General features: G+C 64.4%; 12 protein-coding genes and 1 tRNA gene. 9 read left to right on the plus strand and 4 right to left on the minus strand.

The features are described from left to right. Positions 1–4: 4 nt before the first annotated feature. From OKA05_RS06025 to OKA05_RS06050, 6 genes are all read left to right on the plus strand, one after another. Positions 5–2,446: a copper-transporting P-type ATPase gene (locus OKA05_RS06025; protein WP_264486212.1), complete on the plus strand. Its 2,442-nt coding sequence runs from the start codon at positions 5–7 to the stop codon at positions 2,444–2,446. Between the two features lie 68 nt (positions 2,447–2,514). Further along, on the plus strand, positions 2,515–2,889 hold the full coding sequence (locus OKA05_RS06030; RefSeq protein ID WP_264486213.1) for a hypothetical protein: 375 nt from the start codon (positions 2,515–2,517) through the stop codon (positions 2,887–2,889). A gap of 87 nt (positions 2,890–2,976) precedes the next feature. Then, positions 2,977–5,109, plus strand: a complete 2,133-nt coding sequence (locus OKA05_RS06035) for a multicopper oxidase domain-containing protein (RefSeq protein ID WP_264486214.1) — start codon at positions 2,977–2,979, stop codon at positions 5,107–5,109. Positions 5,110–5,138: 29 nt separating this feature from the next. Beyond that, positions 5,139–5,381, plus strand: coding sequence for a hypothetical protein (locus tag OKA05_RS06040; RefSeq protein ID WP_264486215.1), 243 nt, complete (start codon positions 5,139–5,141; stop codon positions 5,379–5,381). Further along, the gene (locus tag OKA05_RS06045; protein ID WP_264486216.1) at positions 5,378–5,683 is read left to right on the plus strand and encodes a hypothetical protein; all 306 of its coding nucleotides are present in this window, start codon (positions 5,378–5,380) and stop codon (positions 5,681–5,683) included. The genes OKA05_RS06040 and OKA05_RS06045 overlap by 4 nt, the downstream gene beginning before the upstream one ends. 71 nt (positions 5,684–5,754) lie before the next feature. Beyond that, positions 5,755–5,904 (plus strand): hypothetical protein, encoded by a 150-nt coding sequence (locus OKA05_RS06050; protein WP_264486217.1) that lies wholly within the window; start codon positions 5,755–5,757, stop codon positions 5,902–5,904. Positions 5,905–5,914: 10 nt separating this feature from the next. On the opposite strand, the gene OKA05_RS06055 is transcribed toward OKA05_RS06050, so the two are convergent. Continuing rightward, on the minus strand, positions 5,915–7,177 hold the full coding sequence (locus OKA05_RS06055; protein ID WP_264486218.1) for an MgtC/SapB family protein: 1,263 nt from the start codon (positions 7,175–7,177) through the stop codon (positions 5,915–5,917). A 273-nt stretch (positions 7,178–7,450) separates the two neighbouring features. On the opposite strand from OKA05_RS06055, the gene OKA05_RS06060 reads away from it, so the two are divergent. Continuing rightward, the gene (locus OKA05_RS06060; RefSeq protein WP_264486219.1) at positions 7,451–9,268 is read left to right on the plus strand and encodes a hypothetical protein; all 1,818 of its coding nucleotides are present in this window, start codon (positions 7,451–7,453) and stop codon (positions 9,266–9,268) included. After that, positions 9,250–9,546, plus strand: coding sequence for a hypothetical protein (locus OKA05_RS06065; RefSeq protein ID WP_264486220.1), 297 nt, complete (start codon positions 9,250–9,252; stop codon positions 9,544–9,546). The genes OKA05_RS06060 and OKA05_RS06065 overlap by 19 nt, the downstream gene beginning before the upstream one ends. Positions 9,547–9,595: 49 nt before the next feature. Here the strand turns inward: OKA05_RS06065 and OKA05_RS06070 are convergent. The 3 genes from OKA05_RS06070 to OKA05_RS06080 form a co-directional block, all read right to left on the minus strand. After that, positions 9,596–9,670 (minus strand) — tRNA-Glu (locus OKA05_RS06070). A gap of 142 nt (positions 9,671–9,812) precedes the next feature. Beyond that, entirely contained in the window at positions 9,813–11,960 is a 2,148-nt protein-coding gene (locus tag OKA05_RS06075; protein WP_264486221.1) for a tetratricopeptide repeat protein, read from the minus strand. Positions 11,961–11,982: 22 nt separating this feature from the next. Then, positions 11,983–12,975, minus strand: a complete 993-nt coding sequence (locus OKA05_RS06080) for a YybH family protein (protein WP_264486222.1) — start codon at positions 12,973–12,975, stop codon at positions 11,983–11,985. 392 nt (positions 12,976–13,367) lie between these two features. Between OKA05_RS06080 and OKA05_RS06085 the strand changes: the two genes are divergently transcribed. Next, positions 13,368–14,951 carry a hypothetical protein gene (locus OKA05_RS06085; protein ID WP_264486223.1) on the plus strand — a complete coding sequence of 528 codons (1,584 nt, stop codon included), beginning with the start codon at positions 13,368–13,370 and terminating at the stop codon, positions 14,949–14,951. Positions 14,952–15,097: the final 146 nt, after the last annotated feature.

A 15,097-nucleotide genomic window follows, 5' to 3' on the forward strand; every position in this document is an offset into this window, starting at 1 on the left:
CACCATGAAATCCTGCTGTCATTCCGATTCACCGGAGAAGGAGCCCGAAGCTTCCACCAAGGAGGATCCCGCCATTCAGCGTCTGCCCGAAATCAACACGATCGAGCGGGCTGCATCCGGTCCTTCGTGCTGCGCGCCGCTGAAGGAAACCAAGCCGTCCTGCTGTGGCGGTCACCATCATCACAACCACGGCACTGCCGTTGGGACGGATGCCGAGCCGGGGCAGTTCATCTGCCCGATGTGCCCCGGGGTGGTCTCCGATGAGCCGGGCGACTGCCCGAAGTGCGGGATGCCGCTGGAACAGGTGCCGCCGGCAGTATTTGGGCCGACGATTTACACGTGCCCAATGCACCCGGAGATCGAGCAGGATCATCCCGGTGATTGCCCGAAATGCGGGATGCCCCTCGAGCCGAAGGTAGTGCCGAACGCTGGCGACGAGCACGCCCGGCGGGAGATCCGCGATTTATCCCGCAAGTTCTGGGTCGGCCTTGCGTTGACGCTGCCGGTTTTCCTGCTGGCGATGTTGCCGATGCTTCCCGGCCTCTCGCTGGAGGCGTGGATTCCAAAGCCAGTGTCCAAGTGGATCGAATTCGCGCTCGCGACGCCGGTGGTGTTCTGGGTGGGAGGCAGCTTCTTTGCGAAGGCATGGCGCTCTTTAAAAGGGTGGAACCTCAACATGTTCACCCTGATCGCGCTCGGGGTCGGGTCTGCCTATCTCTACAGCGTGGTGGCGGTGCTATTCCCGTCGTGGTTCCCTGGGGCGTTCCGCCACCACGGTCAGGTCGAACTTTACTTCGAGGCCGCTGCGGTGATCACCGTGCTGGTGCTGCTAGGCCAGCTTTTGGAAGCCCGCGCGCGCAGCCGCACGGGCCAGGCGATCCAGGCCTTGCTGGGACTGGCGGCGAAATCCGCCACCCGCCTGACTGCTGATGGCCGCGAGGAGCAGGTGGGGATCGACCGCTTGCAGGTTGGCGATCGTTTGCGCGTCCGCCCGGGCGAAAAGATCCCGGTCGATGGCACGGTTGTCGACGGATCCAGCCACGTCGATGAATCGATGATCACCGGAGAACCCGTGCCGGTGAAGCGAGGTGCGGGGGATCCCGTGGTGGGCGCGACCATCAACCAGACGGGAGCTTTCATCATGACCGTGGGCAAGGTTGGTGGGGAAACGCTGCTGGCCCAGATCGTACAAATGGTAGCCAAAGCTCAGCGCAGTCGTGCGCCGATCCAGAAGGTGGCCGACACCGTCGCGGCTTGGTTTGTGCCGGCGGTGGTGGCGGTGGCCATCTTGACCTTTGCGATTTGGGCGCTGTGGGGTCCGGAGCCAGCCATGGCGCTCGGTTTGGTCAATGCGGTTGCCGTGCTGATCATCGCGTGCCCGTGTGCCCTTGGCTTGGCCACGCCGGTTTCCATCATGGTCGGCGTTGGCCGGGCGGCCCGTGAAGGCATTCTAGTGAGGGACGCCGAGGCCATCGAAACCGCGGAAAAAATCGACACCTTGATCGTGGATAAGACCGGCACCCTCACCGCTGGCAAGCCGCAGGTCACCGCGTTCGAACAGGCGGAAGGCATTGAGGCCGATCGCGTACTCGCCGTTGCCGCCGCTTTGGAATCCCACAGCGAGCATCCGCTCGCCCGTGCGGTGGTGGCGTTTGCGGCCTCGCGTGGCCTCGCCTTGCCCGCTACCGCGGATTTCGAATCGACCACCGGCGGTGGCATTGCCGGCACGGCGGATGGCCATGCTTGGAAGATCGGCAAGCAGGCCTTCGCTGGCGAGCAGGCTCCCGCTGGACTGGCTGCAGCGGCGGCGACTGAACAGCGGCAGGCCAAGACCATCGCCTGGGTCGCCCGGGATGGTGAAGCTGTCGCCTTTTTTGCGATCTCCGACCCGGTCAAGGAGAGTACCCCGGCGGCGGTCGCCCGCCTGCATGAGCTCGGTGTGAAGGTCATCATGGCCACTGGCGACAATGAGCAGACTGCTCGTGCGGTTGCCGGAAGCTTGGGGATCGACGAAATCCATGCCGGACTTTCGCCCGCCGACAAGATCGCGCTGGTCCAGGAGCTCAAGGCCAAGGGTCGCCGGGTGGCGATGGCGGGCGATGGCATCAATGATGCGCCCGCTCTGGCTGCTGCCCATGTTGGCATCGCCATGGGCACGGGCACCGATGTCGCCATCGAAAGCGCCCACCTCACGCTGGTGAAGGGTGACCTTTCGGGGATTGCCCGCTCCTTCCAAGCGAGCAAGGCGGTCATGCGGAACATCCGCCAGAACCTGTTCTTTGCCTTTCTCTACAATGTCGCCGGCATCCCGATCGCCGCAGGCGTGCTGTATCCGCTCACCGGAACCTTGCTCAGCCCGATGATCGCTGGCGCGGCGATGTCGCTGTCATCCGTCTCGGTCATCTCCAACGCCTTGCGGTTGCACCGAATGAAGTTTGATTCCTGAATCAGATTGCTTTGAGCCCCTAGACTGGAATAGTGCCGTAACTAATCCGTCTCATCCTTGTCCGTTCCATGAACCTGCTCCGTAGCATCCTCGCCGTGCTGTTCGCGATTGTTATCGCGAACCCGGCCTGCTGTTGCACGGTGCGGAAAGCGGATGAGCCAGCGAAGGCCAGCCACTGCTGTGGTGGTGGCGGGACCAAGAAGGAGAAGGAAGAAAAGCCCTTCCACGAATCTTGTGCCTGTGCGGCCAAGAACCCGAAGCAGGTGCAGGATCCGCCGGTCCTTCCGGGAATCACGGTGGTGGATCTGCCGCCGTTGCTTCCTTCCACGATCGCCATCGTACTTCCGCCGGTGCCGGTTTGCGAACTGCCGCAGCCGGACTTTTTCCACGATACCGGCCCGCCGCGGCGGCGTCTCGTGATGCTCCAGAGGTTCCTGATTTGATCAAGCGATGCCGCATGGCCGTTCGTCGCGCCGTGCCCCATGTGTTTGCCGTGCACCTTCGTGCCCGCACCCGAACCGCATCGCTTCATGAAAACCATCCTCTTTCTCCTGCTTTCTCTAATCGTCGGCCACGCCCGCGTGGTCGAATACGACCTTCACGTCTCCGAACGGAAATGGGCTCCGCCCGGCCACCGCGAGGCGCGTGCCATCACCATCAATGGCGGCATTCCCGGCCCGACCATTCGCTTCCGCGTCGGTGACACCGCCCGCATCCGCGTTCACAACGAGCTCAAGAACGAGGAGACCTCGATCCATTGGCACGGCTTGCTCTTGCCAAATGCCCAGGACGGCGTGCCCGGCGTGACCACGCCGTCGATCCTGCCGGGCACCACGCACACCTTCGAGTTCCCCATCGTCCACGCCGGCACCTACTGGTATCACAGCCACACCGGCTTGCAGGAACAAGAGGGAGTCTTCGGCTCGATCGTCATCGCGCCGAAGGGCGGTGAGCCGGTGAAGGCAGACCGCGATCATGTGGTCGTCCTCTCCGACTGGACCCGCGAGCCGGCGGACGAGGTCATGCGCACGCTAGCCCGCGGCAGCGATTGGTATGCCTTCAAGAAGGGCACCACGCAAAGTCTAACAGGTGCCGCGAAGGCCGGGGCGCTTGCCGAGTACTTCGATCGTGAAAAAGGCCGCATGCCCGCCATGGACATTTCCGACGTCGGCTACGATGCCTTCCTTGCCAATGGCAGCGAGTCGCTCGATCTCCCCGGCAAGCCTGGCGAAACCTTGCGGCTGCGTTTCATCAATGCCGGCGCCTCCACCTACTTCTACCTCCAGTCCGCCACCGGACCGCTGAAGATCGTGGCTGCCGACGGACCCGCCGTGCAGCCGATCCGCGTGAAGCGCCTGCTCACCGGCATGGCGGAGACCTACGACGTGCTTGTCACGGTCCCGGCCGCCGGCAAGTGGGAGATCCGCGCCACGGCGCAGGATGGCTCCGGCCACTCCTCCGTGTGGATCGGTGAAGGCGAACCCCATCCCGCGCCGGACATTCCGAAGCCGGACAACTACCGCATGGACTCCCACCTCATGGCCGCGATGGAGGACATGGATGCCAAGCCCGTGAGCGATGCCGAAGCGCTCGCGAATGAACCCGAGCGCCCGCTTGCCCCGTATGCGCGGCTGCGTTCGCCTCATTCAACCGAGCTGCCCGCCAAGCTCCCGCGCCGCACGCTGACGATGCGCGCGACCGGCGACATGGAGCGCTACGTCTGGTCCTTCAATGGCAAGACCTTCGCCGAGGACGGCGTCATCCCGATCAAGCGCGGCGAGGTCCTGCGGCTGGAGCTCATTAATGACACGATGATGCATCACCCGCTGCACCTTCACGGCCACTTCTTCCGCGTGCTCATGGGGCAGGGGAAGTACTCGCCTCTCAAGCACACGATCGACCTGCCGCCGATGGCGCGCCGCACGATCGAGTTTGAAGCGAGCGAGTCCGGCGACTGGCTGTTCCACTGCCACCTGCTCTACCACATGCACGCCGGCATGACGCGGATCTTCTCCTATCAGGACCCCTCGTGGCAGGCACCGGGCAAGCTCAAGGAAGGCACCAACATCGTCTGCAATGACATCTGCTGCCTGCCTGGAAATCCGGATGCGAAGACCGGCACGGTCGATCCCCGCCAGCTCGGCCACGTCCCGCATGCCGGCGGGCACGATCACGACCCGCTCTACCTTTACCTCGATGGCAGCCTGCAGAGCCACCTGAGCGACGGCCGCCTCACACTCCGCAATGCACGGAACGATTACTACGCGGACTGGCTGCTCGGCTACGGCGATGATGAAGACGAATACGAAGTCGATGTCGCGTGGAGTCGCTACTTCAACCCGAACTTCTCCACCGTCCTCGGCGCACGTTTCACCGACAAGGAGGACGAGGAGAACCGCGCCTTCGCCGGTGTGAACTACCGCCTTCCCTACCTCATCGACAGCTTCGCGCAGCTTGATAGCGAAGGCGACCTGCGCGTCGGACTCGGCAAGTCGATCCAGGTGACCGACCGTCTCGGGATCTTCACGGAGATCCAATACGACACCGGCAGCGAATGGGAGTGGAGCGCCGGGGCCGACTGGATGCTCAACAAGCAATTCTCCCTCACCACCCAGTACCACTCCGACTACGGATTCGGCGGGGGCATCCGCTTCCGCTTCTAACAACCAAGAAACACAACCACGACACGATCATGAAAACGATACTGACCCTGATGACCGCCGCCCTTCTCGCCTCTTGCGCAGGCACCGGTGCCACCGCCTCGAATGTGAAACCCTACACCAGCAACATGTGCGCGCTGACCGACAACAAGCTCGGCTCCATGGGCACCCCCGTGACCAAGGTGTATGGTGACCAAGAGGTGAAATTCTGCTGCAAGCCCTGCATTGCGAAGTTTGAAAAGAACCTCGATGCCAACCTCGCGAAACTTCCATGAAATCCGCAATCCTCACCCTGCTGGCGATCGGCCTGGCGTCCTGCGCCACGCCGACGCCAGCGGCGCCTACCGAGAAGGCTCCTGCTTCCACCAAGGTCGCGAAGAAGGCCGCCGCGCCGAAGCCCAAGCCCTACCCGCTCAAGACCTGCCTCGTCACCGGCGATGGCCTCGATGACATGGACGAGCGCGTGTCGGTCGTCCATGAAGGCCAGACCTTCGAGTTCTGCTGCAAGCCGTGCGTGAAGAAGTTCTACAAGAATCCCGGCAAGTACGTGAGGGCACTGGAGAAAGCCAAGGGCTGACCCGGGATTCCTCAGCTTGCGAAGGGGCGGGATGGGGCCATCGTTGGCATTGAACCCCATTCCCTAAAGCCATGGGCGATAAGAATCCAAAAGCGAAACGGAAGCTTCAGGAGCAGCACGATCTGCAAAAGAGCCTCAGGGCAGAACAGCACCAACGCCATCAGCAGCGTCTTCACGAGCTTCACGAAGTGAAGCATCCGCACGAAGACCCGCACGGCTGAGCTGGCTGATTCACGGCCACAGCATCAGGATCGCAACGCCGCCTGCGAGGGCGGCGGTGAAGCCGGCCAGCACCGGCCTGCGGAATCCTTGTGCGCCGAGACTCAAGGCGAGCCCGGCCTTGAAGACGAGATTGGCGAGTCCTCCAAGGAGGATTACCCGCCAACCGGTTCGCGGATCGACGTCTCCCGAGTTCACCAGTCCTGAGGTGGAGAGGGTGATGGCGTCCATGTCGGTCAGCCCGGAAATTGCCGCCACGACGTACAGGCCTGCGTTGCCGAAGTGCTCCTTGGCGAGTGCCACGCCATAGAGCACCGCGACGTAGAGCAGCCCGAACATCACCGCTCCCTTCAGTTCGGAAGGCGGACTCTCTTCCTCAGGCGGACTTCCGGCCTTCGCGGCGAGGCGATGGATGACCACGGCGACCACGGCGGTCCAAACCATCATCGCCACCAAGGGCGGCAGCAGCTCCCGGAACTGGGCCGGTGCGGCGACCACGACCTCGGCGATCACGCGGATGAAGACGACCGACGAGGCGGTCATGACGATCGCCGCCAGCATCATCCCGCCAGTGCCGGCTGCCCGGCTGCGACGTGCCACGCTGGCCGTGGTGGCGGTGCTTGAAATCAGGCCCCCGAGAATGCCGGCCAGCGCCGCTCCCTTTGCCCCGCCGAAGAACTTCCTGATCAAATACGCCACCAAGCTGATGCCGACGATCAGCACCACCATCAGCCAGACTTTGAAGGGATTGAGCACGCCGAGGTAACCCATCTCGCGGTTCGGCAGCAGCGGCAGGATCACCAAGCCCGCCAGCACCAGCCGCGCGATTTCCCGCAGGTCCTCTTCACCGATCTTCCGCACCATGCCGTGCAGCCAGTCCTTGCTGTGGAGCAGCACCATCACCGTGCCGGCGCACACCACCGCCTCGATGATGTAGCCGGTCATGCACGCGGCACCGATGACGAACATCACCAGAATCGCGATCTCGGTCGTGAGGCCGGTGTCGGGATTGGAGCTGCGCAACTCGGCCAGATTGCCGACGATGACCATGGCCACGCAGGACAGCAGGGCGGCCGCGATCACCCAGCCGCCGAAGGTCAGCGACAGCAGCCCGCTGAGCGCGCCGAACAGGCTGATCAACGCGAAGGTGCGGATCCCGGCGACGCGGTCGCGCGTCCACTCGCGCTGCAGGCCGACCAGCAAGCCCAGACCAAGCGCGGTGCCCAGCGACTGGAGCAGCTCGGTGGTACCGGGGATGGAGGCGGGATCGGGCATGGCGGGGTCTGCCATGTTAGAGCGGCTTGTCCCGTGTTGCAAATCCTCATGAGGTCACGGGACCTGACAAGAATGGCACGGGACTAAGCCTGTGGACGGAGCGCCGTGGCACACTGGGAGCGCGGAATTCATTCCGCCTGGAAGCCTCGGCGAACCCACCGTCCCCCCTTCGCCAAGGCTACGGTGGGCAAGCCGGGCGGAATGAATTCCGCGCTCCCAGTAAAAGGCACTTTGGCTTGCCGGGGTTGGGGCCGGCCGATAGGTCACAGTGAAGTGATCGGAAAGGCCTATCTCCTGGTGCCGCTGGCCCTGACCGTAGGCTTTGCCTGTGGCTTCGGGTCCCGGCATTTCCATGAGAGTCCGCCGCAGGAATCGACCGCGACCCAGGCTGCGTCGGCACCAGGCACGGGCGGGCAAACGAGTTCGGGCGTCCCGATAAAGTCGAGATCCACGGACACCGTGGAAAGCCTGCTCGGCCTCGATGATCATTCGCTGTACCAGCGGCTGGCGCTATGGCTGCTGGACGCGGACGAAACCGGGATCAGGGCTTTTTTCGAACGTTACCAGAATCTGCCGGAGGCGGATGAGGACGTGTTGAAGCTCTTGTTCGCCCGTTGGACGAAGGTGGATCCGGCCGGCGCGATCAGAGCGGCGACGGCCACCTACCTTGAAGGACTGGCATGGTGGGCGTGGACGCTGAATGACCCCGAGCTGGCGGTCCGCGAGGTCCCCGAAGACTTCTTTGACGAAGTCATGCAGGCCTTGGCCCGCTTTCATCCCGAGCGGGTCGAGGCGGCGTTGGCGGCTCATCCGGAGTTCAGCATCAGGTCGGATCGCGAAGAGATCGCGCGGGAGCTGGCCGCCAGTGATCCCGGTGCAGCGCTCCAGCTTTTGCGAGAGCACGACGGAGAGTCCGAGAACGAGGTCATCGAGGAGTGGACCCGCCAGGATCCCCACGCGGCGCTGGCGTGGCTGGAGGAGCATCCGGACCGCACCGATGGATCGTTCGAGGAAGGCTTTCTTGAAGCGCTGGAGAAGGAGCATCCCGAGTTGCTTGCCGAGCTGGCCGCGCGGGCGAGGTCCGGAAAGCTGAAGTGGGAGCTGGAAGGAGCGGCTTTCCGGCATCTGGTGAAGGAAGATCCCGCCGCGGCGCTGGCGATGGCGGAAGCGACCGAATCGCTGCGGGTGAAAGCCGAGCGACTCGCGGCGCTTGGGCGGGAAGCCATCGCTGCCGATCCCCAGCAGGCCTTGGCGCGGTTCGCAGAGGTCTTCCAGACGCTCCCGGATGCCGCGGACCGCACGGCCTATGTCCGCTTTGCCGACGATAGCGACAATGGTGGCGATGGCGGGGATGCCATCGCCGGGCTCGATGACTTCGTCGAGGAACTGGTGGCGACCGATGCGCTCGCCGCGATGGACACGGCCGTCCGCCATGGCACGGAGATGGCGAAGGTGGTGGCGGACGAGTGGTCATCCGAGGATGTGGACGGCCTTTCGACGTGGCTGCTGGAGCAACCGCCCGGACCGATCCGTGATCAGGGGGTGAATTCGGTGGTGCACAAACTCGCGAACTCGTCCGATTTTGCCGCGGCCATCCGGTGGGAGTCGGAAATTTCCGGGGCAGATGCGCGGAGCGAGGCCCGCAGGAAAATCCTTACCTGGTGGGTGCCGGAAGAGCCGGACGCCGCCAAGGCGTGGCTTGAAAGTGCGGACCCCTCAGAATGGCATGGTCGGTATCGCTGGAAAAGCTCGCGATCCATTCGGGTATGGATCGCGCCTGCAACGGAGGCGTCTTCGCGCCAGCGTCCTCTATTTGTTTCCGGGCTAACGCGATCTGTTCCCGGGCGAGCGCGATTTCGTCAGGATCCGAAAGTTGGCCCAGCAGCTCTTCCGCTCGTTCAGGGCTTTGCTCGAGGAGCGCCTCGAACGATGACTGCACCACAGTCTGACGCTCTGCCTCGATGGAAGCCACTGCGGCTTTCGAGGCGCTTCCGGCGGAGAGGAAGGGACAAATCGCCGGGAACCTGCTGGGGGAGGCGGAGAGCGAAATTCCACCGGAGCTCGCGGCGGCGGTGGCCCAGTATCTCCTGATTCATCCCCTCGCAGCAGACGACGTCACTCCGGACGATGTGGAAACTAGCATCTGCGAACTCGCAAGCGACTGGGGGAACCGTGATCCGCTGGCGGCGAGCCGCTGGGTCGCCACCCTGCCCGAAGGTTCAGCCCGCGTGTGGGCCGCGAAAAACCTGGCCGCCCGCTGGGCCGAGTATGAACCCGCCGCCGCCCGCCTCTGGGTGTCCACGCTGCCGGTAGGTGACCGTTTCGAGGTGGTGGACTACCTCGACAGCGGCGCGGCTTGGAAGGAGTGAGCGTCGCGCCACGAAAAAAGCCACTCTCCGGAGAGAGTGGCTTGGAAAGTGGCAACCCGTAGGGGAATCGAACCCCTATTGCTAGAATGAAAATCTAGAGTCCTAACCGTTAGACGAACGGGTCTTGTTAATGGCGCCGCGTGCGGCGGGCGGGAAATTAGTCACGCGGATTTCAGTGGCAAGACAATTTTGACCCAAAAATCCCGGACTACGGGAAATCCCGGCCCGCCACCGCAGAGCGGGGCGGGCCGGAAGGTCAGGCACGCTCAGAGTGCCTTGTCGAAGTTCAGGCCGGGATCGCCTTGCGGGCCGCCTGCCAGCACGAAGTTCAGCTTCGCGTCGTCCGGCAGCTTGATCTCGCCGACCATTTGCGAGTCCTCGCTGGCGAGCACCAGCAGCCCGCGCTCGTCGATGCTGAAGGTGCCGGCGAGGTCGTTGCTCTTGCCGTCCTTGGCGAAGGCCCAAGTGAACTTGCCGTCCGCGCCGAGCGTCAGCGTCACCTTGCCCTGCGCGCCGCGGTCGCTGACCCAAGTGCCGACCAGCTTGTCGGCAGGCACGGGCGGCGGGGCGGGGGCTTTCTCGGCCTCGACCGGCGGATCCGCCGGGGCGTCGTCGCCCTTGGCGGGAGTGACGGATGACTTGCAGAGATCGCGGAGCTGGGCGGCGATGGTGTCCGCTGGCTGGAGCGCGGCAGCTTGCTCGAATTGCTCCCCGGCGCGGTCGAGGTGGCCGCAGACGAGGTAATGGTAGCCGAGCAGGAACCGGGTGGCGGCATCGGAGGGCTTCGAGCGGGCGTAGTCCTCCAGCTTGCGGAGCTGTTCCGTGTAAACGGTCTGCGAGCTGTAGAGGCCGGTCATGGTGGTCCAGTCCCAGCCCGGGCCGGAGGCAAGCACGGGATTGAGCACGCCGGCGGCCTCGCCGTATTTCCCGAGGGCGAAGAGGACCAGCGCGCGGTACTCGTGGAGCGCCGTGTCGCCGGGCACGTAGGCGATCGCCTCGTCCACCGACTTCATGGCGGCGAGGTAGTCGCCCTGCTTGAAGGACGCGCGCGAGGCTTCCAGCGCGGCGCTGGATTTCTCCTCGGCGGTGGCTTCGGCGGCCTCGTCTCCCGGCGGCATGGTGCCGGCGGAAACGGTGATCGGCTCGCTGTAGTTGATGATCGTGGTGCCGGTGCTGCTCTGGACCGGCGGGGCCGGGTAGGGATTGCTGTAGCTCTGGTAGCCGATGTTGTAGATCAGGTTCCCCAAGCCCCAGGCGGCGATGCCCCAGGCAACCCCTTCGGCGAGGTCATTGTCGTGATAGTAGTAGCCGGGCCAAGGCCGCGGGCGGTAGCCGTGGTAGTGGCCATACCAGCGCTTGTTCCATCCGTAGTTCCAACAGCCGTGGTGCCAGCCATGGTAGCGGTTGGCATTCCACCACGGGCGGCTGCCCCAGTAGTTCGGCCGGTAGCCCCAGTTGTTGTAGCGGCGGAAGTTGTTGTTGATGTTGAGATTTACGTTGTTGCCGATGTTGACGTTGTTCCCCCAACCCGGGCGATTGCCAGGGCGGGTGCCGGGCCGGTTGTTCCAGTTTCCCCAACTGCCCCAGTTGTTGCCCCAGGCGGGACGGTTCGCGGGGCGGTTGTTGAAGTTGGGGCGGTTGATGACCGGGCGGTTGTTGATGATCGTATTGCCGCCACCGGGACGGATGACCGTGTTGCCGCCGCCCGGGCGGATGATGTTGTTATTGTTGCCGCTGCCCGGACGATTGCCGGGGCGTGGGTAATTGACGTTGCCGGGCCGGGTGTTCGGACGATCGGGCAAGGGCATCGGCTTGACGTTGCCATTTCCGGGACGCTGGACACCGCCGCCACCTGCGCCGGGCCGCGTTCCGGGACGCTGGACGCCTCCACCACCCGCACCGGGTCGGGTTTCGGGGCGTTGGACACCACCGCCGCCAGCACCGGGTCGGGTTTCGGGACGTTGAACGCCGCCGCCGCCTGTACCGGGCCGGGTTCCGGGACGTTGAACGCCGCCGCCTGTACCGGGCCGGGTTTCAGGACGCTGGACACCACCGCCCCCGGCACCAGGCCGGGTCGTGGGCCGTTGGGTGCCACCTCCGCCGCCACCGGGGCGGGTTTGCGGGCGCTGGGCCGGACGGGTGGAGGGCTGTGGACGCGACGCAGGGCGGCTTTGCGGCCTGCTTTGCGGGCGGCTCATCCGGGAGCCGGTCATCGGGCTGCGGGAGGCTTGGCGGCTGGCTCCTCCACCACCACCGCCACCACGGGAAAATCCGCCGCCACCACCACCACCGCCGCGAGCGCCGCCGCCGCCACCACCACGGGCACCACCGCCTCCGCCGCCGCGGGCTTCCACGTCGGCGACGATGAGGGAAAGCACGGTCACGAAAACCATGAAGGGAGTGAAGAGTTTCATCGCTGGAAAAGGGGCAAGAGGTTCATTTGGTTTCGGGCTCCTCGGGAGTTCCCGCGAGTGGATCGGCGTCCGGATCGGGCGCGCGGCGGACGAAGCGCACCTCGATGTCCGGCAGGTGCTCGCCATCCAGCACCCGGTCGGTGGAGCTCCACACGATCGTGTCCTCGCCATCGAAGCTGAGCTTCTGGGTGGCGGCGTTGGTTTCGGCGTCGGCGGTGATGCCGCTGGTGCGGATCAGCCAGCCATCGCCACTGCGGGTCCACTGGCCGGTGGCGTTTCCGCCGTCGCTGTCGAAGGTCCACCAGAAGAGCGACGAAGTGGCAGGGTTCCAGCCGATGCGGACGCTGGTGGTCTGGATGTCGCCATCTTCGTCGGTGGCCACGGCGTCACCGAGCAGGAAATTCCCGCTGTCGTCGAGGTCCATGGCGAACTCGGTGCGGACGCCATCGTCTCCCTCGTAGGTCCACTCGCCGACCAATCCGCCGAGTGGCTTGAGATGTTCCGAGGGCGGCGTGACTTCGAGTTGGTCGCGGGTGCTGGCGATGAGCCAGGAGCCGTCGGCCTGTTTCACCTGGGTGGCGGTGTAGCTGATGGACTTCACCGGTTCGCTGTCCGAGACCGTGAAATGGACCACACCTTCCTCGATGGCGACGCCAGGGGCGACGAGATGCACCGAGGAGGCCTCAAGCGCGACCTGCGGGACGTCCTCGCCCTCGAAGATCTCCTTGTAGCGCGCCTCGATGGCCTCGCGGCCCTGGTAGGTCTCGCCATCCCGGCCGATCATTTCCCCCTCCGGGAGAAAGAGGCCTGCGATGGTGGCGGCATCCTTGGCATTGAAGGCGGCGACGAAGCGGGCGGCGGCCTTGCCGAGGGACTCGACATCGGCATCTTCGGTGGACGCCTCCCCGGCGGGCGGGGTGGCGGGTGTGGCCGGTTCTTGAGCGGGCGCGAGGGCTGGCAGGGCGGCGAAGAGGGCGGCGAGTAGTGGCCGCCGGAGGTAGGTCCGGAGTTTCATGGCGATCTCGGGAAGCGTGAAACCCTCATCTAACGGACGAGGGCAATCTAGTTGATAGCCCAAGGAATTTTCCGGGCCATGATTTTTTTAAGATGTCCCGGACAGGCGCAGCCGAAGCACCGCAGTCAGGCCTCGAAATCACCTCCAGCCCGCAGAAAAGACGTCCCAAGTGAGCACCAGAGAGCCCGAGTGGCCTCTGGCGTGCGTCGATTTGTTTGAGGGCGGGCACGCTTCGATTCGCGACTGCTTCCGCGCCCTTTAAGGGACAGCTGGGAACATCATTGGAATGTAAGATAATCAGGGGAATTTAACTGTTAGGCTGATTATTGACTTTCCCCGATTTTTTTACTTCAAGCTGAAGGGTCGCCATCACCCTACACACACACTGATAAATGAAACTCCCACTCCCGGGATACGGCCTGTGCCTGGCACTCACAGCCGTGATCTCCTCCCTGCCGGCCCTCGCCCAAGAGCCGACATTCACCCTGACCCCGTCCGCGGATCACCAGCAGCTCGGAGCCAACTATGTCGCCGTCGGTGACATCAATGGCGACGGGACCGTCGACCTCGCGATCTCCGATCCGGGCTACCGTGCTGATGGCAACTACAGCGCGGGCATCGTCCATCTGATCAGCGGCGCCGATGGCACCACCTTGCGCGGCTACCAGGGAAACATCGCCGGATCCCAGTTCTTCGGGCTGGGGCTCGCCGCACTCGACGTGAATCGTGACGGCGTCGCCGACCTAGCAATCGGTGCGCCGGGACAATCCGACGCGAGCGGCGGCTACGGAGCAGGCGCAGTCTGGATTTTCTCCGGCGCGAGTGGTGCCGTGCTCTCCACCACCGCGGGACCTGCGGGTTCGCAATACGGCGGGGCGATCGAAAATGCCGGCGACCAGAATGGCGACGGCGTCGATGACCTCTACGTCGGGGCGCCCGGTGCCGGTATCTATTATGGAGCCGTCCACGTGCAATCCGGGGCCGACGGATCGACCCTGCGGGTCATCAATACCACGGACTCCTTCACGAACTTCGGCACCATTCTGGCCACCGTTGGCGATGTCGACGGCGATGGCCGGGCCGATGTGGCGATCGGTGCCCCCGGATTCCGCGTCGCGGGGAACTACGCCGGCAAGGTCTCGATCGTCCGCAGTTCGGACGGAGGCACCGCGGCGGAAATCACTGGCACCGCGGTGTATCATCGCCTCGGGGAATCGCTTGCGGCGGTTCCGGACGTCAATGGCGATGGCCTGGCGGATCTCATGGTCGGCTCCTATTCCAGCGGTGGAGCGATCGTCGTCTCCGGACGCGATCTCACCACGCTGGTGGATCTCTCGCTGACATCGCTACCGGCTTACCAGCAGGTCCATGTCGGTGGTGGTCTGGACTATGACCATGATGGCACCATCGATTGGTTGATCGGCTCGCCGGGACTGGTCGCCAGCGGAAGCGGGCGCACGGGCGGCATCCGGTTGATCTCGGGGGCCGACAGCTCGACTCTCGTGGAGTACACGACGAACGCGCCCTACACCGGACTTGGCTTGAAGCCACGCGTCTTGGCGGGCCTGGGTTTTGCCGCGGGTGAGGACTCGCTGCTGGATCCCGAAACCAATGGCCACGGCTTCGCCCACGTCTGGCGGGCGACCCAAGTCATCATCGAGATCCCCGATACCGATGGTGACGGCGTGAAAGACGACATCGATGCCGTGCCAAACTCCATCCTCACCGCCACGGTGAAGATCCTCGGCATCGACAGCACCGTGAAGAACACGGTGGACGCCACCGGCACCTCGTTGGCCGACCGCTTCGCCAAGCTCGGCAAACTGTCCGACTACCGGAAGCCGGCGCTCTACCTCGCGAACGCGACCCTGCTGGCCGTGAATCTTGCCCGCGACAAGGTTGTCACGACCAAGGAAGCCGTGCGACTGACGGCTACGGCGGCAGTCGGCACCCTGCTGGGTTCGCTCCGTCGCTGAGGTCCCTGCTTTGGTTACTCGTTCCTTTGTGCCCCGGAGCATCCCGCTCCGGGGCATTTTTTGGGCTCTTCGTCCAATAACCGGCTTATTCCCAACGAGCCAGTTTGTATGAAGCGCTCCGTGAGAGAAATGAGTGAGTATTCAAA

Source organism: Luteolibacter arcticus (assembly GCF_025950235.1).
GTDB classification, from domain to species: Bacteria; Verrucomicrobiota; Verrucomicrobiia; order Verrucomicrobiales; family Akkermansiaceae; genus Haloferula; species Haloferula arctica.